General features: G+C 65.4%; 17 protein-coding genes. 12 read left to right on the top strand and 5 right to left on the bottom strand.

The window, feature by feature from the left end; translation table 11 throughout:
* The first annotated feature begins 44 nt into the window (after positions 1-44).
* Entirely contained in the window at positions 45-1,697 is a 1,653-nt protein-coding gene (locus tag ABIA30_RS10775) for an acyl-CoA synthetase (RefSeq protein ID WP_370064919.1), read from the top strand.
* A gap of 13 nt (positions 1,698-1,710) precedes the next feature.
* Positions 1,711-2,832, top strand: a complete 1,122-nt coding sequence (locus ABIA30_RS10770) for an NAD(P)H-dependent flavin oxidoreductase (RefSeq protein ID WP_370064917.1) — start codon at positions 1,711-1,713, stop codon at positions 2,830-2,832.
* Positions 2,833-2,847: 15 nt separating this feature from the next.
* On the opposite strand, the gene ABIA30_RS10765 is transcribed toward ABIA30_RS10770, so the two are convergent.
* Together ABIA30_RS10765 and ABIA30_RS10760 are read right to left on the bottom strand one after the other, a co-directional pair.
* A complete protein-coding gene (locus ABIA30_RS10765; protein ID WP_370064915.1) occupies positions 2,848-3,549 on the bottom strand; it encodes an LpqN/LpqT family lipoprotein in 702 nt (233 codons plus the stop codon).
* A 46-nt stretch (positions 3,550-3,595) separates the two neighbouring features.
* Positions 3,596-4,405 carry an SDR family NAD(P)-dependent oxidoreductase gene (locus ABIA30_RS10760; protein ID WP_370064913.1) on the bottom strand — a complete coding sequence of 270 codons (810 nt, stop codon included), beginning with the start codon at positions 4,403-4,405 and terminating at the stop codon, positions 3,596-3,598.
* A 47-nt stretch (positions 4,406-4,452) separates the two neighbouring features.
* Between ABIA30_RS10760 and ABIA30_RS10755 the strand changes: the two genes are divergently transcribed.
* Complete coding sequence (locus ABIA30_RS10755) at positions 4,453-5,544, top strand: methyltransferase (protein ID WP_370064911.1); 1,092 nt, start codon at positions 4,453-4,455, stop codon at positions 5,542-5,544.
* Positions 5,545-5,550: 6 nt separating this feature from the next.
* On the opposite strand, the gene fadD17 is transcribed toward ABIA30_RS10755, so the two are convergent.
* The 3 genes from fadD17 to ABIA30_RS10740 are packed head-to-tail and all read right to left on the bottom strand — an operon-like array spanning position 5,551 to position 9,415.
* Positions 5,551-7,095 carry a long-chain-fatty-acid--CoA ligase FadD17 gene (fadD17, locus tag ABIA30_RS10750; RefSeq protein ID WP_370064909.1) on the bottom strand — a complete coding sequence of 515 codons (1,545 nt, stop codon included), beginning with the start codon at positions 7,093-7,095 and terminating at the stop codon, positions 5,551-5,553.
* Between the two features lie 29 nt (positions 7,096-7,124).
* Positions 7,125-8,222: an acyl-CoA dehydrogenase family protein gene (locus ABIA30_RS10745; protein ID WP_370064907.1), complete on the bottom strand. Its 1,098-nt coding sequence runs from the start codon at positions 8,220-8,222 to the stop codon at positions 7,125-7,127.
* Positions 8,223-8,236: 14 nt separating this feature from the next.
* Positions 8,237-9,415, bottom strand: coding sequence for an acyl-CoA dehydrogenase family protein (locus tag ABIA30_RS10740; RefSeq protein ID WP_370064905.1), 1,179 nt, complete (start codon positions 9,413-9,415; stop codon positions 8,237-8,239).
* Between the two features lie 175 nt (positions 9,416-9,590).
* Here ABIA30_RS10740 and ABIA30_RS10735 point away from each other — a divergent pair, with 175 nt between their 5' ends.
* The 9 genes from ABIA30_RS10735 (at position 9,591) to ABIA30_RS10695 (ending at position 18,511) form a co-directional block, all read left to right on the top strand.
* On the top strand, positions 9,591-9,782 hold the full coding sequence (locus ABIA30_RS10735; RefSeq protein ID WP_370064903.1) for a ferredoxin: 192 nt from the start codon (positions 9,591-9,593) through the stop codon (positions 9,780-9,782).
* Positions 9,783-9,795: 13 nt separating this feature from the next.
* Entirely contained in the window at positions 9,796-10,713 is a 918-nt protein-coding gene (locus ABIA30_RS10730) for a 3-oxoacyl-ACP reductase (RefSeq protein WP_370064901.1), read from the top strand.
* Positions 10,714-10,978: 265 nt separating this feature from the next.
* Positions 10,979-11,743 (top strand): MlaE family ABC transporter permease, encoded by a 765-nt coding sequence (locus ABIA30_RS10725; RefSeq protein ID WP_370064899.1) that lies wholly within the window; start codon positions 10,979-10,981, stop codon positions 11,741-11,743.
* A 7-nt stretch (positions 11,744-11,750) separates the two neighbouring features.
* Positions 11,751-12,593 carry an MlaE family ABC transporter permease gene (locus ABIA30_RS10720; RefSeq protein ID WP_370064897.1) on the top strand — a complete coding sequence of 281 codons (843 nt, stop codon included), beginning with the start codon at positions 11,751-11,753 and terminating at the stop codon, positions 12,591-12,593.
* A 13-nt stretch (positions 12,594-12,606) separates the two neighbouring features.
* Positions 12,607-13,812 (top strand): MCE family protein, encoded by a 1,206-nt coding sequence (locus ABIA30_RS10715; protein ID WP_370064895.1) that lies wholly within the window; start codon positions 12,607-12,609, stop codon positions 13,810-13,812.
* On the top strand, positions 13,812-14,846 hold the full coding sequence (locus ABIA30_RS10710) for an MCE family protein (RefSeq protein WP_370064893.1): 1,035 nt from the start codon (positions 13,812-13,814) through the stop codon (positions 14,844-14,846). The genes ABIA30_RS10715 and ABIA30_RS10710 overlap by 1 nt, the downstream gene beginning before the upstream one ends.
* Positions 14,839-15,894, top strand: a complete 1,056-nt coding sequence (locus tag ABIA30_RS10705; RefSeq protein ID WP_370064891.1) for an MCE family protein — start codon at positions 14,839-14,841, stop codon at positions 15,892-15,894. The genes ABIA30_RS10710 and ABIA30_RS10705 overlap by 8 nt, the downstream gene beginning before the upstream one ends.
* A complete protein-coding gene (locus ABIA30_RS10700; RefSeq protein ID WP_370064889.1) occupies positions 15,891-17,324 on the top strand; it encodes a virulence factor Mce family protein in 1,434 nt (477 codons plus the stop codon). Before ABIA30_RS10705 ends, ABIA30_RS10700 begins: the two co-directional genes overlap by 4 nt.
* Positions 17,324-18,511, top strand: coding sequence for an MCE family protein (locus ABIA30_RS10695; RefSeq protein ID WP_370064887.1), 1,188 nt, complete (start codon positions 17,324-17,326; stop codon positions 18,509-18,511). Before ABIA30_RS10700 ends, ABIA30_RS10695 begins: the two co-directional genes overlap by 1 nt.

Below are 18,511 nucleotides of genomic sequence, written 5' to 3'. Positions count from 1 at the left end.
GTTAGACTTGTCACAAAATGTAACACGTTCTAGTTTAGGTAACCGTGGCTCTTAACATCGCCGATCTTGCCGAGCACTCCATCGATGCTGTGCCGGACCGCGTCGCACTCATCTGCGGCGACGAACAGCTGACCTACGCCCAGTTGGAGGAGAAGGCCAACCGCCTGGCCCACTATCTCCAGTCGCAGGGCGTCAAGAAGGACGACAAGGTTGGGCTGTATTGCCGCAACCGCATCGAGATCGTGATCGGCATGCTCGGCATCGTCAAAGCCGGCGCCATTCTGGTCAACGTCAATTTCCGCTACGTCGAGGGCGAGCTGCGCTATCTGTTCGACAACTCGGACATGGTGGCGCTGATCCACGAGCGTCAGTACTCCGACCGGGTCGCCAACGTCCTGCCCGACCTGCCGTTGCTCAAGACGATCCTGGTGGTCGAGGACGGTTCGGACGACGATTTCCAGCGCTACGGCGGCGTCGAGTTCTACTCGGCCATCGCCGACAGCTCCCCCGAGCGCGATTTCGGTCCGCGCAGCGAAGACGACATCTACCTGCTGTACACCGGCGGCACCACCGGATTCCCCAAAGGTGTGATGTGGCGCCACGAGGACATTTACCGAGTTCTGTTCGGCGGCACCGACTTTGCCACCGGCGAGCCGATCGCCGATGAGTACGACCTGTCCAAGCAGGCCGCCGCCAACCCGCCGATGATCCGCCTCCCCATTCCGCCGATGATCCACGGCGCCACCCAGTCGGCCACCTGGATGGCCATGTTCACCGGCCACACCGTGGTGCTGATGCCGGAGTTCGACGCCGACGCCACCTGGCGAATGATCCACGAGCACAAGGTGAATCTGCTGTTCTTCACCGGCGACGCGATGGCCCGGCCGCTGCTGGACGCCCTGTTGGCCCACCAGGACGCCGGCAACGAGTACGACCTGTCGTCGTTGTTCCTGTTGGCCAGCACCGCCGCCCTGTTCTCCACCAGCCTCAAGGAGAAATTCCTCGAGCTGCTGCCGAACCGGATCATCACCGACTCGATCGGCTCGTCGGAGACCGGTTTCGGTGGCACCAGCATCGTCGCCAAGGGGCAGTCCCACACCGGAGGCCCGCGCGTCACCATCGACAAGAAGACCAAGGTCCTGGACGAGGACGGCAACGAGGTCGTTCCCGGGTCCGGCGTCCGAGGCATCATCGCCAAGTGCGGCCACATCCCGGTCGGCTACTTCAAGGACGAGAAGAAGACGGCCGAAACCTTCAAGACCATCAACGGCGTTCGCTACGCCATCCCGGGTGACTACGCCGAGGTCGAGGCCGACGGCAGCGTGACCATGCTGGGCCGCGGCTCGGTGTCGATCAACTCCGGTGGCGAGAAGATCTACCCCGAAGAGGTCGAGGCCGCGCTCAAGGGTCACCCGGATGTGTTCGACGCCTTGGTCGTCGGCGTTCCGGACCCGCGTTTCGGCCAGCACGTCGCGGCCGTCGTGCAGCCCCGTGAGGGGACCAAGCCTGCGCTGGCCGACCTGGATGCGTTCGTCCGCAGCGAGATCGCCGGCTACAAGGTGCCGCGCAGCCTCTGGCTGGTCGACGAGGTCAAGCGGTCCCCGGCCGGCAAGCCCGACTACCGCTGGGCCAAGGACCAGACCGAGGCGCGTCCAGCCGATGAGGTGCACGCCAAACACGCCGGCGCACAAGCCTAGTTAGGGGCATGACGTGAAAACAGAGCTCTGCGAGCGGTTCGGGATCGAATACCCGATCTTCGTGTTCACGCCGTCGGAGAAGGTGGCCGCCGCGGTGAGCCGTGCCGGCGGTATGGGCGTGCTGGGTTGCGTCCGGTTCAACGACGCCGACGACCTGGAGCACGTCCTGCAGTGGATGGACGCCAACACCGACGGTAAGCCGTACGGCGTCGACATCGTGATGCCCGCCAAGGTCCCCACAGAGGGCACATCGGTCGACATCAATAAGCTGATCCCGCAGACGCACAAGGACTTCGTCGCCAAAACCCTTGCCGACCTTGGCGTTCCGCCGTTGCCGGAAGACGAGGAGAAAAACGAGGGCGTGCTGGGCTGGTTGCACTCGGTAGCCCGCTCTCACGTCGATGTCGCGCTCAAGCACCCCATCAAGTTGATCGCCAACGCACTCGGCTCGCCGCCGAAGGACGTCATCGATCAGGCGCACGCCGCCGGTGTCCCGGTCGCGGCCCTGGCCGGCTCCGCCAAGCATGCGGCGCGGCACGTCGAGAACGGCGTCGACATCGTGGTCGCTCAGGGGCACGAGGCCGGCGGGCACACCGGTGAGATCGGCTCCATGGTGTTGTGGCCGGAAATCGTTGATGCCCTTGGTGGTTCGGCCCCGGTCCTCGCCGCGGGCGGCATCGGCACCGGCCGACAGCTGGCCGCCGCGCTGGCGCTGGGCGCGCAGGGCGTCTGGATGGGCTCGGCGTTCCTGACGTCGGCCGAGTACGACCTGGGCGTGCGGCTGGAGTCGGGCGTTTCCGTTGTGCAGCAAGCGATGCTGAATGCGACCTCGGCCGACACCGTCCGCCGCAAGATCTACACCGGCAAGCCGGCTCGGCTGCTCAAGAGCCGCTGGACCGACGCCTGGGACGCCGAGGGCGCGCCCGACCCATTGCCGATGCCACTGCAGAACATTCTGGTCAGCGAGGCCCATCAGCGGATGAACGAGTCCGTCGATCCGACCGCTGTTGCCATGCCGGTAGGTCAGATAGTCGGCCGGATGAACGAGATCCGTCCGGTGGCGGACATCATCGCCGAGCTGGTGGCCGGGTTCGAGGCCGCCACCAAGCGGCTGGACGCCATTCGCGAGTCGTGATGAGGCGGAGCCACCTCAGGGCGTGACCTTCGTCTGTTGGCCGACCAGCACAGTGGCGGCTTCGACCAGGGCCGTCTGATCGGCCGTCCCATCTGAATTGAGTTGCAGCACATAGGTTGCGTCCTCGGCGGGGATGACCACGGTCTTCTGTGCCACGAACTTGGTCTTGCCGTCGGCGGTCCAGGTGCCGGCCAGCTGATAGGCGGGGTAGGTGCCAAGGGTGGTGGCCGTCCCCAGCCCAGAGGCCTTGAAGCCCGGGAGGTTCTGCAATTCACCGGGCGCCGCGGCCAGCAGTGCCTTCGGGTCGACGGTGCCGTTCAGCTTGGACAGCAGGGCGACGATGCTGGGCGTGTAGTCGGTGTCTTTCCCGTCCGCCGGCCCGCTGTAGATGATCGAGTCATACGCCCACATCGGGTTGTCGTCGCCGGCGGCCTTCCAGCCGTCCGGGGTCGGCAGGTCGACCTTGGGCGTGCCAGCGTCGCCGCGGTGCACCTGGCTCTCAGTGAGCTTGTGGTCCCGGATGTAGTCGGCGATCGTCGGGTTGGGGCCGTCGTTCTGGACCGGCTTGGCGACCTTTCCGCTGGTGGGCGCCGTCGATACGGCGGATGAGGAAGTCGTGGCGGTGTCGGTCTTCTGGGTGTCGGAGCCGCAGCCGGACAAGGCCAGGGCCAGGGCGGTCGCAGAGGCGGCGATACCGGCGAATGCAGACGTTCTCATGGGCGCGAGGCTAGCGGGCGAACCTGTGACCGCCGGCGCGAGTCGCTCAGGACGGCCCGAGCACGTACTCGCCGGAGCCCGGCCGGTGGTACCAGCCGCCGGCCGCCGCGGTCCCGCCATCGACGTGAATGGTTTGGCCTGTGATGTACGAGGCCATATCCGATGCCAGAAACACTGCGCTGGAGGCCATTTCGTCGACGTGCCCGGCACGGGCCAGCGGGATCATGTCATCCTTCGTCGCAAGCATGCCGCCGGCGCCGGCCAGCTGTGCCAGGCCTTCGGTGAGGGTGAAGTCCGGTGCCAGTGCATTGACCCGGATGCGGTGCGGTGCCAGTTCCAGCGCGGCGGTCTTGGTGTAGTTGATCACGCCGGCTTTGGCGGCGGCGTACGCGGCGTAACCCGGTGCAGCACGGGTGCCTTCGATCGAAGTGATGGTGATGATGCTGCCCGGTAGGCCGTGTTCGACCATGACCCGCGCCACCCGCTGGGTACACAGCAATACCTGCTTGAGATTGGTGCGGTACAAGGTATCCCAGCCGTTTTCGGTGGTATCCAGCAGCGGCGACGAGAAGGTGCCCCCGGCGTTGTTGACCAGTATCGAGGGTGGGCCGAGTTCGGCCACTGTGCGGGCCAACGCCTGATCCACCGCAGCAGACTCTCGCACATCGACGGTGATACCCAGCGCACCAATGCGTTTCGCAGTATCGGCGCAGGTGTCGGGGTTGCGCTCCCAGATCGCCACCTTGGCCCCGAATGCCACCAGACCCTCGGCGATGCCACGGCCGATCCCGGTGCCGCCACCGGTCACCACGGCCACCCGGTCGGTGAGCAGGATGTGCGACGGATCGATCGCCATGAACGGACTCTAGCGGGGGCGTCGACTGTGGGGTTACTGTGAGCGCTGTGGCAGACGCACCGAAACCTCCGCCCGCCTGGCTGATCGACGGCATCGGCCGCGTCCGTGACGGATTGGGCGCGTTGCGCAGGTCCGTGGTGCCGGCCAATGTGGCGATATTCGAGCTGATCCAGGGCGGCTGGCTCACCCAGGCGATGTACGCGGCCGCCAAGCTCGGAGTCTTCGACGTGCTGGCCACCGGCCCGGCTACCGCTGACGACATCGCCGGCCGGTTGGGTTCAGATCCCGGTGCGACGTTCCGGCTGCTGCGGGCGCTTGCCGGCAACGCGCTGCTCAAGCAGGACAACGATGGCCGGTTCGCCTTGACCCGGCTGGGGCAGACGCTGCGATCCGATACGCCGGGCACCCTGGCACCGATGCTCAAATTCGTCGGCCACCCCAAGCACTGGGAACACTGGGGTCAATTGCTGTATGCGGTGCAGACCGGCAAGACCTCGGCGGAAATGCTGCGCGGCATGCCGATCTTCGAATACCTGGAGACCGACCCGGACCTGGCCGCGACATTCAACGATGCGATGACCGCGGTCTCCGGCATGGCAATCGAAACCCTCATGCCCGCTTACGATTTCCGCCGCTTCGGCACCGTCGTCGACGTGGGTGGCGGGCACGGCGCGCTGTTGTCCGCGGTGCTGCAGCAGGCGCCCGAGTCCAGGGGTGTGCTGTTCGACCTGCCGTCGGTGGTCGCCGGCGCCGCGCCCCTACTGGAGGCGGCGGGGGTGTCGGAACGCACGACCGTCACCGGTGGCTCGTTCTTCGAGTCGGTACCCGAGGGCGGCGACGCCTATCTGCTGAAGACGATCATCCACGACTGGGACGAGGACAGCGCGGTGGCGATCCTGCGTAATGTGCGGTCTGCGATCGCCCCGGGCGGCACGTTGGCCCTGATCGAGCTGGTGCTGCCCGAGGGCACCCCGCACCACCCTGGCCTGCTCCTGGACCTGGAGATGCTGGTGGTCGCCGGCGGGCGGGAGCGCACGGCTTCCGAGTACGCGGAGTTGTTGTCGCGGGCCGGTTTTCGCCAGACTCGGGTGGTTCCGACCGCGGGGCCGATGTCGCTGGTGGAGGCCGTCCCCGACTGAGCCGGGTCAGCGGGCGATCGCGTACACCGGGTCCGCGCAGTTGGTCCCTTCGCCCGACAACTGCCGCTTGATCACCTTGAAGGTCTCGGTGCGGGGCAGGGTGGCGGCGACCCGAACGAACCGCGGCCGCTGCTTGGGGCCCAGATCTTCCTGCGCGCCGAGGAACGCGGTGAAGTCGTCGACGGAGAACGACGCCCCGTCGGCCAGCAGCAGCGCGGCCATCACCTGATCGCCGACCGCCGGGTCCGGGATCGGATACACCGCGGCCTCGACCACGTCGGGATACCGCAGTAGCACCCGCTCGATCGGCGCGGTACCCAGGTTCTCGCCGTCGACCCGCATCCAGTCACCCAGGCGCCCAGCGAAGTACGCGAACCCGTCGGCGTCCTGGTAGGCCAGGTCGCCGGTGTGGTAAACGCCGCCTACCATCCGCTCGGCCTCGGCGTCGGCGTTGTTGTAGTAGCCGCGGAACCAACCACGCCCGGTCGGGTTCACCAGTTCCCCGACCACCCCTGGCAGGCAGGGTTCGCCGGTCTCCACGTCGACGATCGATACCTCGTCGCCGAGCGGGCCCAGTGCGCCCAGTGGGGTCTCCAGGGTGCGGGCGATCGCGACGCCACCCTCGGTCGAACCGAAGCCGTCCACGACGACGACCCCGAACCGCTGCGCGAATACCGGCAGGTCGCGAGGCGCGCCCTCGTTGCCGTAGAGGAACTTGAGCGGATTGTCGGCATCGTCATCGTGTGGCGGGGTGGCCAGGATGTAGGACAATGGCTTGCCGACGTAATTGGCGTAGGTGGCGCCGTAGCGTCGCACGTCCCCGATGAAGCCCGAGGCGGAAAACTTGCGGCGCAAGGCAATTGACCCCTGCGCTGCGAGGGCGACAGCCCATCCGGCCATCACCGCGTTCGAGTGGAACAGCGGCATGGACAGGTAGAAGGTGTCGTCGCGGCCCAGACCGAAACGGTCGGCCAGCATGCGTCCAGGGACCGCCACCTTGTCGTGAGTGACCCGAACCGCCTTGGGTTCACCGCTGGTGCCCGAGGTGAAGATCAGCATGAACAGGTCATCGGGGTCGACGTCGGCGAATTGGACCGGTGTGCCGGCAAAGGATGCGAACTCTGTTGCCCAGGAATCGGATTCGACATCGATGACGTCGATGCCCGCGGCTTCCAGTCCGGCGGGCACCAGGTCTGGATTGTCGGCCAGCACCAGTTGGCAGTCAGCCCGCTGGATATCGCCGACCAGGGCCGCCCCGCGGCGGGTCGGATTCAGCCCGACCGGTACCAGGCCGGCCAGCGCCGAGGCCACCAGTACCGACGAGAAGAACCTCGTGTTGCCCAGCAGCACACCGATATGCGGCGGCTTGCCCGGATCGAGACGGGTCTTCAGGGCTGCCGCCAGCGCGGCGCCCGCCGCGATGTGGTCGGCCCAGCTGATCAGATCAGCCGGGCCGACTGGAGCGTCGCCCGCGGAACAGTCGTACAACCCGCGGTCTGTGACGCCGACCAGCGGACGCAGCAGATCGCTTACGGTCGGTCCGGTAGGCATCGACTAAACAGCCACGTCGAAGACGTGAATCATGCCGGCGTATCGGCCAGCTCGCGGCCGATGCGCAGCAGCTGCCCGGTCGCACTGCCGACCGCGAACTCGGTCTGCTTGGCGGCCAGGAAGTACCGGTGCACCGGGTGGTCCATGTCGATGCCCACACCGCCGTGCACGTGCACCGCGGTGTGCGCGACGCGGTGACCTGCCTCGGCGGCCCAGAACGCGGCGGTGTTCACCTCGACCTCGGCGGGCAGTCCCTCGGCCACCCGCCAGGAAGCCTGGGTCAGGGTCAGGCGCAGTGCCTTGATGTCGATGTAGCCGTCCGCCAGCCGTGCGGACACCGCCTGGAAACTGCCGATCGGGCGGTCGAATTGCTCGCGCTCCCGGGCGTACAGCGAGGTGAGCTCCAGGGCCCGCTCGAGGACGCCGAGCTGAAATGCGCTGCGGCCCAAGGCGCTGTGCAGGGTCAGCCAATCCACAACTTCAGCGTCGCCGATGACGCGGTCGCCCGAGACGGCCACCCCCTGCAGATCGAGGTGGCCGACGCTGCCGTGGCCGGTGGTGTTCAGCGAGGTCATGGTGGCCCCGGTGTCACCTGCGGCGACCAGGAAAACCTTTACCCCGGAGGCGGTTTCGGCCGGCACCAGGTAGGCGTCGGCGACCGGTCCATAGGCCACCTGCGCCCGCGAGCCGGTCAAGGTGTAGCCGTCACCGGTGGCCGTCGCCTGTACCGGGCCTTGGCCCATCTCGCCGTCCAGCGCGGGCACGATGATCTTGCTGCCGGCGACTGCCGGGGTGGCCCACTCGGCTTGCAGCTCAGCGGAGCCGAATTCGGCGATGGCGCCGGCGCCGAGGATGGTCGACTCCAGGTAGGGCACCGCCGAGAGTTGGCGGCCCAGTGCGGTCAGCACCGAAACCTGCTCCAGCGCACCGAATCCGCCGCCGCCCACCGATTCCGGTGCGGTGGTGGACAGGATGTCCGAGTCGATCAATTTGGCCCAGAGTTCGCGATCGAACCGCTCGTCCTGTTTGTCCAGTTCCTTCTGCCGCTCCGGGGGGAGCACCGACTCGGTGATCGAGCGGACCAGGCCGCCGAGGTCGTCAGAGGCTTCGGTTGTCTTGAAATCCATTTCCCAAATCTCCCTTAGCGATTCACTCGGGGCAGGCCGAGCGCGACCATGCCGATGATGTCGCGCTGAATCTCGTTGGTGCCGCCGCCGAAGGTCAGGATGAGGCAGGACCGGTGCATCCGCTCGACCCGGCCGCGCAACAGCGCGCCCGGGGTGTCGGTGCGCAGCGTCGCCGAGGTGCCCAGCACCTCCATCAGCAGGCGGTAGGCCTCTGTGGCCAGCTCGGTGCCGTACACCTTGGCCGCCGACGCGTCGGCGGGGGAGGGGGCGGCCTCGGTGGAGGCCAGCTCCCAGTTGATCAGCTTGAGCACCTCGGCTTTGGCGTGCACCCGGGCCAGGTTCAGCTGCACCCATTCCGAGTCGATCAGCCTCTTGCCGTGGTGATCCTTGGTGTTCTGGGCCCATTCGCGGACCCCGTCCAGCGCTGTGAAGATCGGCTGTGCGGACACCAGCGCGACGCGCTCATGGTTGAGCTGGTTGGTGACCAGCTTCCAGCCGCCGTGCTCCTCACCGACCAAACTCGAGGTGGGCACCCGAAGGTCCTGGTAGTAAGTGGCGCTGGTGTCGACACCGGACACGGTGTGCACCGGAGTCCACGAGAAGCCCTCGGCGGTGGTCGGCACGATCAGCATCGAGATACCGCGGTGCTTCTTGGCCTCCGGGTTGGTGCGCGCGGCCAGCCACACGTAGTCCGCGTAGGCGATCAGGCTGGTCCACATCTTCTGGCCGTTGATCACGTAGTCGTCGCCGTCGCGCACCGCGGTGGTGCGCAGCGAAGCCAGGTCGGTGCCGGCGCCGGGTTCGGAGTAGCCGATGGCGAAGTGCAGATCACCGGAGGCGATCTTGGGCAGGAAGAACTTCTTCTGTTCCTCGGTGCCGAAGTGCATGATTGTCGGCGCGATGCTGTTGATGGTCAGGAATGGGACCGGCACGTTGGCGATGGAGGCTTCGTCGTTGAAGATCAGGCCGTCCATCGGCGGGCGGGCCTGGCCGCCATACTCCGTGGGCCAGGACAGTGTCAGCCAGCCGTCTTTGCCCATCTGTGCGACGGTCTCGCGGTAGACATTGCCGCGTCCCATCTCACCGTCGTTGGACGCCAGCGCTTCGGCGCGCTCGGGGGTCATGAGTTTGGTGAAGTACGAACGCAGTTCGCGCCGCAACTCCTCCTGCTCGGGCGTATAGCCGATCCGCATCGAATCATCCTTACCAGTCGGATTGGGTTGTTGGGGCCGTGCGAAGCGACCCGCGACTACTCCTGGTTGTAACACGTTCTAGTCTTGGGGTCCAGAGCATGCCACACTGGCATCGCCAGGGCGGGGTCGTATTGTTGGCGTCGCCGTCGGAATCCGGGCTCTCAGGAGGGACGTCATGCGGGTAGAAGTCGATCACGACCGCTGCGAAGGAAACGCGGTCTGCGTGGGAATTGCTCCGGACCTGTTTGATCTGGACGATGACGATTACGCGGTCGTCAAGGCTGATCCGGTGCCCGCCGACCAGGAAGCACTGGCCGAACAGTCCATCGCGGAATGCCCCCGCGCCGCCCTTCTCCGCAAAGACTAGAGGTATTCATAAAGTGACGAGCGAATTGGACTCGACCGACCTGTCCGGCAAGGTCGCAGTGGTGACCGGCGCTGCTGCCGGTCTGGGCCGTGCAGAGGCTATCGGCCTGGCCAAGGCGGGCGCCACCATCGTGGTGAACGACATGGCGGGTGCCCTGGATAAGTCGGACGTGCTCGCCGAGATCGAGGCGGCCGGCTCCAAGGGGATCGCGGTCGCCGGTGACATCAGCGCACGCAGCACCGCCGACGAACTGGTCGACACCGCGGACAAGCTCGGTGGCTTGTCCATCGTGGTCAACAACGCCGGTATCACTCGCGACAAGATGTTGTTCAACATGACCGACGAGGACTGGGACGCGGTCATCGCGGTGCACCTGCGGGGTCACTTCCTGCTGACCCGCAACGCTGCGACGTATTGGCGGGCCAAGGCCAAGGACTCGGCTGACGGCACCGTTTACGGCCGCATCGTCAACACGTCGTCGGAGGCCGGCTTGGCCGGACCGGTCGGGCAGGCCAACTACGGTGCCGCGAAAGCCGGCATCACGGCGCTGACCCTGACTGCCGCCCGCGGCCTGGAGCGCTACGGTGTGCGGTCCAACGCGATCGCCCCGCGGGCGCGTACCGCGATGACCGCCGACGTATTCGGTGCGGCGCCCGCCGCGGGTGAGGTCGATCCGCTGTCGCCGGAGCATGTCGTGAAGCTGGTGCGGTTCCTGTCGTCGCCGGCCTCGGACAAGGTCAACGGTCAGTTGTTCATCGTGTACGGCCCGACCGTCACTCTGGTGGCGGCCCCGACAGCTGAGAGCCAGTTCACTGCTTCGTCCACTGAGTGGGAAATGGACGATTTGGCGTCGACCTTGCGTGGATACTTTGCTGACCGTGATCCGAACCGGTGTTTCTCGGCGACTGCCCTCATGGAGTCACGAGACTAACCGTCTCGGATCACGGTCTGGTGACAGGCCGCTGACCAAGCTGGAACGTGTTCCGGTTTTTCCGGTCTAAATAGGCGCTCATCTGGTGTTTTATGTGCTTATTTACCTATTTGTTGGTTTGTCTGTCACTGTGAACACGTCCTAGTTAGTATGATCCGGCTCACTAAGAGCCGTGCTTAACTACAGAGTGGACAGACGTCGCGCGGAGTGCAGTACCAACACTTCGCCGGGACTGCCCACTTCGCACTGAGAATGGAGCTAAAGGTTGATTGAACAGCTTGCGGTTCCGGCTCGGGCCGTGGGCGGGTTCTTCGAAATGGCCATCGACACATTCGCCAAGATGTGGCAGCGGCCCTTTCAGCTCCGGGAGTTTCTCGAACAGACCTGGATGATCGCCCGCGTCTCACTGGTCCCCACCCTCCTGGTCGCCATTCCGTTCACCGTGCTGGTGGCCTTCACGCTCAACATCCTGCTCGCAGAGATCGGTGCCGCTGACCTCTCCGGCGCCGGCACCGCGTTCGGCACCATCACGCAGCTGGGCCCGGTCGTCACGGTGCTGGTGGTCGCCGGCGCCGGCGCCACCGCCATCTGCGCCGACCTGGGCGCGCGCACCATCCGCGAAGAGATCGACGCGATGAAGGTGTTGGGCATCGACCCGATCCAGCGGCTGGTCGTACCTCGCGTGCTGGCCTCCACCTTCGTCGCACTGCTGCTCAACGGCCTGGTCTGTGCCATCGGCCTGACCGGCGGTTACGTCTTCTCGGTCTTCCTGCAGGGCGTGAACCCGGGTGCGTTCATCAACGGCCTGACGGTGCTGACCGGCCTTGGGGAGTTGATGCTCGCCATGGTCAAGGCCCTGCTGTTCGGTTTGATGGCCGGGCTCGTCGGCTGTTACCGCGGCCTTACGGTCAAGGGCGGTTCCAAGGGCGTCGGTGTCGCGGTGAACGAGACCGTCGTCTACTCCTTCATCTGTCTGTTCGTCATCAACGTGATCATGACCGCCGTCGGCGTCCGAGTATTGGCGAGGTGACGGCGCCGTGAGTTACGACGCGACATTGAGGTTCAAACGCATCTTCCGCAAGATTCCCGCACTGGTCGACGGTATCGGCGAGCAAGCGCTGTTCTACGGCGAGTCGATCCGGTACATCCCCAACGCGCTGACGCGCTACCGCAGGGAGACCATCCGGCTGATCGCCGAGATGACCATGGGTACTGGCGCCCTGGTGATGATCGGCGGCACCGTCGGCGTCGCGGCGTTCATGACCCTGGCCTCCGGTGGCGTGATCGCGGTTCAGGGTTACTCGTCGCTGGGCAATATCGGTATCGAGGCTCTGACCGGTTTCCTGTCGGCGTTCCTGAATGTGCGCATTGTCGCGCCGGTGATCGCCGGTATCGCACTGGCCGCCACCATCGGCGCCGGGTGTACCGCGCAATTGGGCGCCATGCGCGTGGCCGAGGAGATCGATGCTGTCGAATCGATGGCCGTGCACTCGGTGTCGTACCTGGTGTCCACCCGAATCATCGCCGGCCTGATCGCGATCATTCCGCTGTATGCGCTGTCGGTGCTCGCGTCGTTCTTCGCGGCCCGGGCCACCACGGTGTTCATCAATGGACAGTCATCGGGTCTGTATGACCACTACTTCAGCACCTTCATGGTGCCCACCGATCTGCTGTGGTCGTTCCTGCAGGCGATCGTGATGTCGATTGCGGTCATGCTGGTGCACACCTATTACGGCTACAACGCCCATGGCGGACCCGTCGGTGTTGGTATCGCAGTCGGTCAGGCCGTGCGGACCTCGCTGATCGTCGTCGTCACCATCGTGCTGCTCATCTCCCTGGCCGTGTACGGCGCGTCCGGCAACTTCAACCTTTCCGGATAGGGGGTGTACGACGATGGCGACAAGCGCTAGACGACACAGGACGCACTTGCGGGTGGCCGCTGCGGTGTTGGCCAGCATCCTGGTCGCGGCAGTGGTCTTCACCTACCTGGCGTACACGGCCGCCTTCACCCCGACGGACTCCGTGACGGTGTTCGCGCCGCGGGCCGGCCTGGTGATGGACAAGTCTGCCAAGGTCAAGTACCGCGGTGTGCAGATCGGCAAGGTCACCGACATCGCCTACGCCGGCGATCAGGCCAAGTTGTCGCTGTTGATCCTGAGCGACCAGATGCACTTCATTCCCGCGAACGCGCGGGTCCGGATCGGTGGCACCACGGTGTTCGGCGCCAAGTCGGTCGAGTTCCTACCGCCCGACCAGGCCGCAGGCGGCTCGCTGCGTCCGGGCGCACAGGTGCGGGCCAAGGACGTGCAGGTCGAGATGAATACTGTCTTCCAGACCCTGACCGACCTGCTGAACAAGATCGACCCGGTGAACCTGAACGCGACCGTGACTGCGCTCGGTGAAGGTCTGCGCGGCAACGGTGACGACTTCGGCGCCGCCATCTCCGGTCTGAGTACCTATCTCGGCAAGTTCAACCCGGAACTGCCCACGCTGCAAAAGGTGTTCCGCGACACCGCCACCGTCGGCAACATCTACGGCGACGCCGGACCGGACATCGCCAAGATCCTGGAAAACGCGCCGACTGTCAGCAAAACATTGGTCGACGAGAAGGGCGATCTGAACGCCGCCCTGTTGGCCGCAACTGGCCTGGCCAACAACGGCACCGCGACGCTCGCTCCCGCTGCGGACGACTACATTGCGGCGATCCAGCGGCTGCGCGCCCCGCTGAAGGTCATCGGTGACTACTCGCCGGAATTCCCCTGCCTGATCAAGGGTCTGTCGAACGCAGCGGACCGCTTCGGTCCGTCGTTCGGTGGCGTCAAGCCCGGCTTGTTCGTGTCGTCGAACTTCATCCCGGGTGCGCCCAACTACACCTACCCAGAGAGCCTGCCGGTGGTGAACGCCTCCGGCGGCCCGAACTGCCGCGGTCTTCCGGATGTGCCGTCCAAGCAGTTCGGCGGGTCGTACTTCCACAGCCAGTTCCTGGTCACCGACAGCGCCTATGTCCCGTTCCAGCCGAACACCGAGTTGCAGTTCGACGCACCGTCGACCCTGCAGTTCCTGTTCAACGGTGCCTACGCGGAGAAGGACCGGTACTGATGAATCACAGACGCACGATGATCAATGTCAGCATTTTCACCGTGGTGATGATGTTGGTCGCCGCCGGACTGGTGGTGGTGTTCGGGCAGTTCCGATTCGATGCCAGCACGACCTACCACGCCACGTTCAGCGACGCCTCGCGGCTGCGGGCCGGTCAGGACGTCCGGATCGCGGGTGTGCCCGTGGGTTCGGTGGACAAGGTCTCGCTCAACCCGGACAACACCATTGACGTCAAATTCGATGTCAACAAGCGCTACCAGCTCTACACCTCGACCCGTGCCCAGGTGCGGTACCTGAATCTGGTGGGCGACCGGTATCTGGAGATCGCTTCTGGCCCAGGTGATTTGCGCAAGCTTCCGGCGGGCGCCACGATCGCCAGGTCCAATACCCAACCTGCATTGGACCTGGACGCGCTGCTGGGCGGATTGCGTCCGGTGCTCAAGGGGCTGGACGGCAAGAAGGTCAACGAGATCAGCAACGCGATCATCGAGGCGCTGCAGGGACAGGGCGGCACGCTGGCCGAAATGCTCTCCAGCACAAGCTCATTCACTCAGACGCTGGCTTCGCACGATCAGCTGATCGGTGACGTGATCACCAACCTCAACACCGTGCTCGGCACCGTCGATGCCAAGGGCGCTCAGTTCAACACCAGCATCGACCAGCTGCAGCAGCTGATCAACGGGCTGGCCAAGGGACGCGATCCGATTGCCGGTGCGGTGGGGCCGCTGTCCTCGGCAGAGGCCGACCTGACGGACATGCTGCAGAAGAGCCGCCGCCCGCTGCAGGGCGTGCTGGAGAATGCCCGGCCGTTCGCGCAGCGCTCCTATCAGCGTCGCGGCGAGGTGGACCCGATCATCGAGAACCTCGCGGAGAACTACTTGCGGCTCAACGCCCTTGGTGCCTACGGCGCGTTCTTCAACATCTACTACTGCTCGGTGAAGATCAAGATCAGCGGCCCGGCCGGCAGTGACGTCATCATCCCGTTCGGTGGCCCAGCGGATCCGTCGAAGGGTAGGTGCTCGGTAAATGGCTAAGCCAGAAAAAGATCCGTTACGCACCGGTGTCATCGGTGTGTTCACGGTGGCCTGCCTCGTGCTGATCTCCTTCGGCTACACCTCGCTGCCGTTCTGGCCGCAGGGCAAGAACTACACCGCCTTCTTCAGCGACGCCGGTGGTATCTCGCCGGGCAGCGACGTCAGCGTGTCTGGCATGAAGGTCGGCAAGGTGAACGAGGTCGAATTGGCCGGCACCTCGGCCAAGGTGGATTTCACCGTCGATCGCAAGATCCGGGTCGGCGACCAGTCGCTGGTCGCGATCAAGACCGACACCGTGCTGGGGCAGAAGTCCCTTGCAGTGACCCCGAAGGGCAGCGGTGAGGCCACCGTTATCCCGTTGGGCCGCACCACCACTCCCTACACGTTGAGCATCGCGCTGCAGGATCTCGGCGAGACCTCGGCGAACCTGGACAAGGAGAAGCTGAACCAGGCGCTCGGCGTGCTGACCGACACCCTGCACGACGCCACCCCGCAGTTGCGCGGCGCGCTCGACGGTGTGGCCAGCCTGTCACGCGCCATCAACAAGCGTGACCAGGCGTTGGAGGAGTTGCTGGGGCACGCCAAGAAGGTGTCTGACACGTTGGCGCAGCGCGCCGGTCAGGTCAATGATCTGGTCACCCAGGGCAACCTGCTGTTCGGTGCGCTCGACGAGCGGCGCCAGGCGCTGAGCACCCTGATCTCGGGTATTCGCGGTGTGTCCGAACAGCTTTCGGGGTTCGTTTCGGACAACAAGCGGGAGTTCGGGCCGGCCTTGACCCAGCTGAACCTGCTGATGGGCAACTTGCTGGAGCGCAAGGATCACATCACTGAGGCGCTCAAGAGGCTGCCCGGCTATGCCACCGCGCTCGGCGAGGTCGTCGGTAACGGTCCCGGCTTCAACATCAACCTGTATGGTCTGCCGCCGGCCACGATCACCGAGGTGGCGCTGGATGCGTTCTTCCAGCCCGGCAAACTGCCCGCCAGCCTCGGCGACATGTTGCGTGGCTACATCTCCGAACGACTGATCGTGAGGCCGAAGTCGCCGTGATCAAAGACACGCTGAAGTCGCGCTCGGTGCGCGTCACCCTCGCCCTGGGGCTGGTCATAGCGTTGGTGGCAGTGGGCTACCTGATGTGGCCGTCACGTCGTGGTCACCAGGTCGTCGCCTACTTCACCAATGCGGTGGGCCTGTACCCCGGTGACGATGTGCGCATCGTCGGTGTCCCGGTGGGCAAGATCGACAAGATCGAGCCTCGGCCCACCGACGTCAAGGTGACCATGACGCTGCAGGACGGCATCAAGGTGCCGGCCGATGCACGGGCACTGATCATTTCGCCGAACCTGGTGTCGGCGCGATTCGTCCAGTTCACCCCGGCCTATTCCGGTGGGGCACAACTGGGGGCCGGCGGTGAGATCCCGTTGAACCGTACCGGTGTTCCGGTCGAGTGGGATGACGTCAAGAAGCAGCTGACCCAGCTCAGCGCGCAGCTCGGCCCGCAGGTCAATGAGGTTCAGGGGCCGCTGGGTTCGTTCATCAACCAGGCCGCCGAAACACTGGACGGCAGCGGTGACTCGTTCCGCAACGCCCTGCGTGAGTTGTCGCAAACCACTGGGCGCCTTGGTGATTCGCGTGGCGACTTGTTCGGCACGGTCAAGAATCTGCAGGTCTTGGTCAACGCGCTGGCCAACAGCAATGAGCAGATCGTGCAGTTCACCGACCATGTCGCGTCGGTGTCGCAGGTGCTGGCCGCGAGCTCTGACGGTCTGGATCAGACCCTGGGTGCCCTGAACAAGGCGCTCGGCGACGTCAAGGGCCTGTTGAAGGACAACAATGCGGCGCTGATCGAGCAGGTCGGCAAGCTGGCCGACTTCACCAAGATCCTCAACGATCAGAGTGACAACATCGAGCAGGTCCTGCACGTGACGCCGAATGGCCTGGCCAACTTCTACAACATCTACAACCCGGCCCAGGGCTCCCTGGACGGTCTGTTGTCGCTGCCGAACTTCTCCAACCCGGTGCAGTTCCTTTGCGGCGGTAACTTCGACGTCGGTGCCACACCGGACAATTACAAACGTTCGGAGATCTGTCGCGAACGCATGGCGCCGGTGCTGCGTCGCATCGCGATGAACTACCCGCCGGTGCTGTTCCACCCGATCAACAGCATTGTCGCGTACAAGGGCCAGGTCATCTACGACACCCCGCAGACCGAGGCGAAGGCGCAGACTCCGGTCCCAGACCTGCAGTGGAATGCTGCACCTGGGGTCACCCCGCCGAAGATCGGTCCAGACGGACGCCTGTCCGACCTGATGTTGCCGCCGCCTGCGATACAGGGGCAGATCTCGCCCGCCACTCCGCCGCAGGGTGCCGGTGCCACGCCGCTGGACGGCGCCGGACCGTTGCCTGGTCCGCCGCCAGCACCTGCTCCGCAGGTGCCGGCCGGCCCAGCGTTGCCCGCAGAAGTCGGAGGTGGCAACTGATGAGAATCGTCAAGGCTCTGGCCCTCGGGTCAGGTGCGGTCCTGCTGAGCAGCTGCTCGTTCGGTGGGCTGAACTCCCTGGACATGCCGGGTACCAAAGGTCATGGCGCGGGGTCGTTCTCGGTGACGGTGCAGTTGCCGGACGTGGCAACCCTGCCGCAGAACTCACCGGTCATGGTCAACGACGTGACGGTCGGCAGTGTGTCGGGCCTCGAGGCGGTGCAGCGGCCCGATGGCACGTTTTACGCCGCGGTGAAACTGTCGCTCAACGGTGACGTGAAGCTGCCCGCGGACGCGACGGCCAAGGTTGCGCAGACCTCGCTGCTGGGTTCACAGCATGTCGAGCTGTCGCCCCCGGCCGGGCAGTCCTCCGGCGGCTGGCTCAAGCAGGGCTCGGAGATCCCGCTGTCCCACACCGGCCGGTACCCCACGACCGAAGAGGTGCTGTCCTCGCTGGGCATGGTGGTGAACAAGGGCAATCTCGGTGCGCTGCAAGACATCACCGATGAGGCCTATGCCGCAGTGGCGGGCCGGGCCGGGCAGTTCGCCGACCTGATCCCGCGGCTGGCCGAGCTGACCAAGTCGCTCGACGCGCAAACCGACGACATCGTTTCGGCGATGAGCGGCCTGAACCGCTTCGCGGCAATCCTCGCGCAGAGCAAGGACGCGCTCGGCCGCACCCTGGACACCCTGCCGGGCGCGCTCAAGGTGCTCAACGACAATCGCAAGAACATCGTCGATGCGTTCACCGCGTTGCAGAAGTTCGCGACCGTCGGCGCCCGGGTGCTCAGCTCGACCAAGGAAGATTTCGCCGCCGATCTGAAGGACATCTTCCCGGCCATCAAGGCGCTCAACGACAATGCCGACGACTTCATCCACGACCTGGAGTTCATTCCGACGTTCCCGTTCGACTACAAGTACTTCCGCAACGCGGTGCGCGGCGACTACCTGAACGTGTTCGTCACCTTCGACCTGACCCTGCGTCGCCTCGGTGAGACCGTCTTCACCACCTCGCTGGGGCTGGACCCGAACATGAAGCGGTTGAACGAGGTGATCAACCCGCCCGATTGGCTGATGGGTGAGTTGGCCAACCTGTCCGGGCAGGCGGCCGACCCGTTTGCGATTCCGGCGGGCACCGCAACGCAGCACGACACACCAGCACCGGGGACGACGGGAGGGAACCACTGA

The sequence above is a fragment of the Mycobacterium sp. MAA66 genome, assembly GCF_041261665.1.
In the GTDB taxonomy this organism is placed as follows: Bacteria; Actinomycetota; Actinomycetes; order Mycobacteriales; family Mycobacteriaceae; genus Mycobacterium.
Note: the sequence above shows the minus strand (reverse complement) of the source record. Positions and strands in the feature narration are given on the sequence as shown.

Excerpts from the sequence above, each read along its gene's own strand:
- ABIA30_RS10765 (WP_370064915.1), bottom strand. The coding sequence starts at position 3,549 with ATGAGAACGTCTGCATTCGCCGGTATCGCCGCCTCTGCGACCGCCCTG.
- ABIA30_RS10760 (WP_370064913.1), bottom strand. The coding sequence starts at position 4,405 with ATGGCGATCGATCCGTCGCACATCCTGCTCACCGACCGGGTGGCCGTG.
- fadD17 (WP_370064909.1), bottom strand. The coding sequence starts at position 7,095 with ATGCCTACCGGACCGACCGTAAGCGATCTGCTGCGTCCGCTGGTCGGC.
- ABIA30_RS10745 (WP_370064907.1), bottom strand. The coding sequence starts at position 8,222 with ATGGATTTCAAGACAACCGAAGCCTCTGACGACCTCGGCGGCCTGGTC.
- ABIA30_RS10740 (WP_370064905.1), bottom strand. The coding sequence starts at position 9,415 with ATGCGGATCGGCTATACGCCCGAGCAGGAGGAGTTGCGGCGCGAACTG.
- ABIA30_RS10735 (WP_370064903.1), top strand. The coding sequence starts at position 9,591 with ATGCGGGTAGAAGTCGATCACGACCGCTGCGAAGGAAACGCGGTCTGC.
- ABIA30_RS10715 (WP_370064895.1), top strand. The coding sequence starts at position 12,607 with ATGGCGACAAGCGCTAGACGACACAGGACGCACTTGCGGGTGGCCGCT.
- ABIA30_RS10710 (WP_370064893.1), top strand. The coding sequence starts at position 13,812 with ATGAATCACAGACGCACGATGATCAATGTCAGCATTTTCACCGTGGTG.
- ABIA30_RS10705 (WP_370064891.1), top strand. The coding sequence starts at position 14,839 with ATGGCTAAGCCAGAAAAAGATCCGTTACGCACCGGTGTCATCGGTGTG.
- ABIA30_RS10695 (WP_370064887.1), top strand. The coding sequence starts at position 17,324 with ATGAGAATCGTCAAGGCTCTGGCCCTCGGGTCAGGTGCGGTCCTGCTG.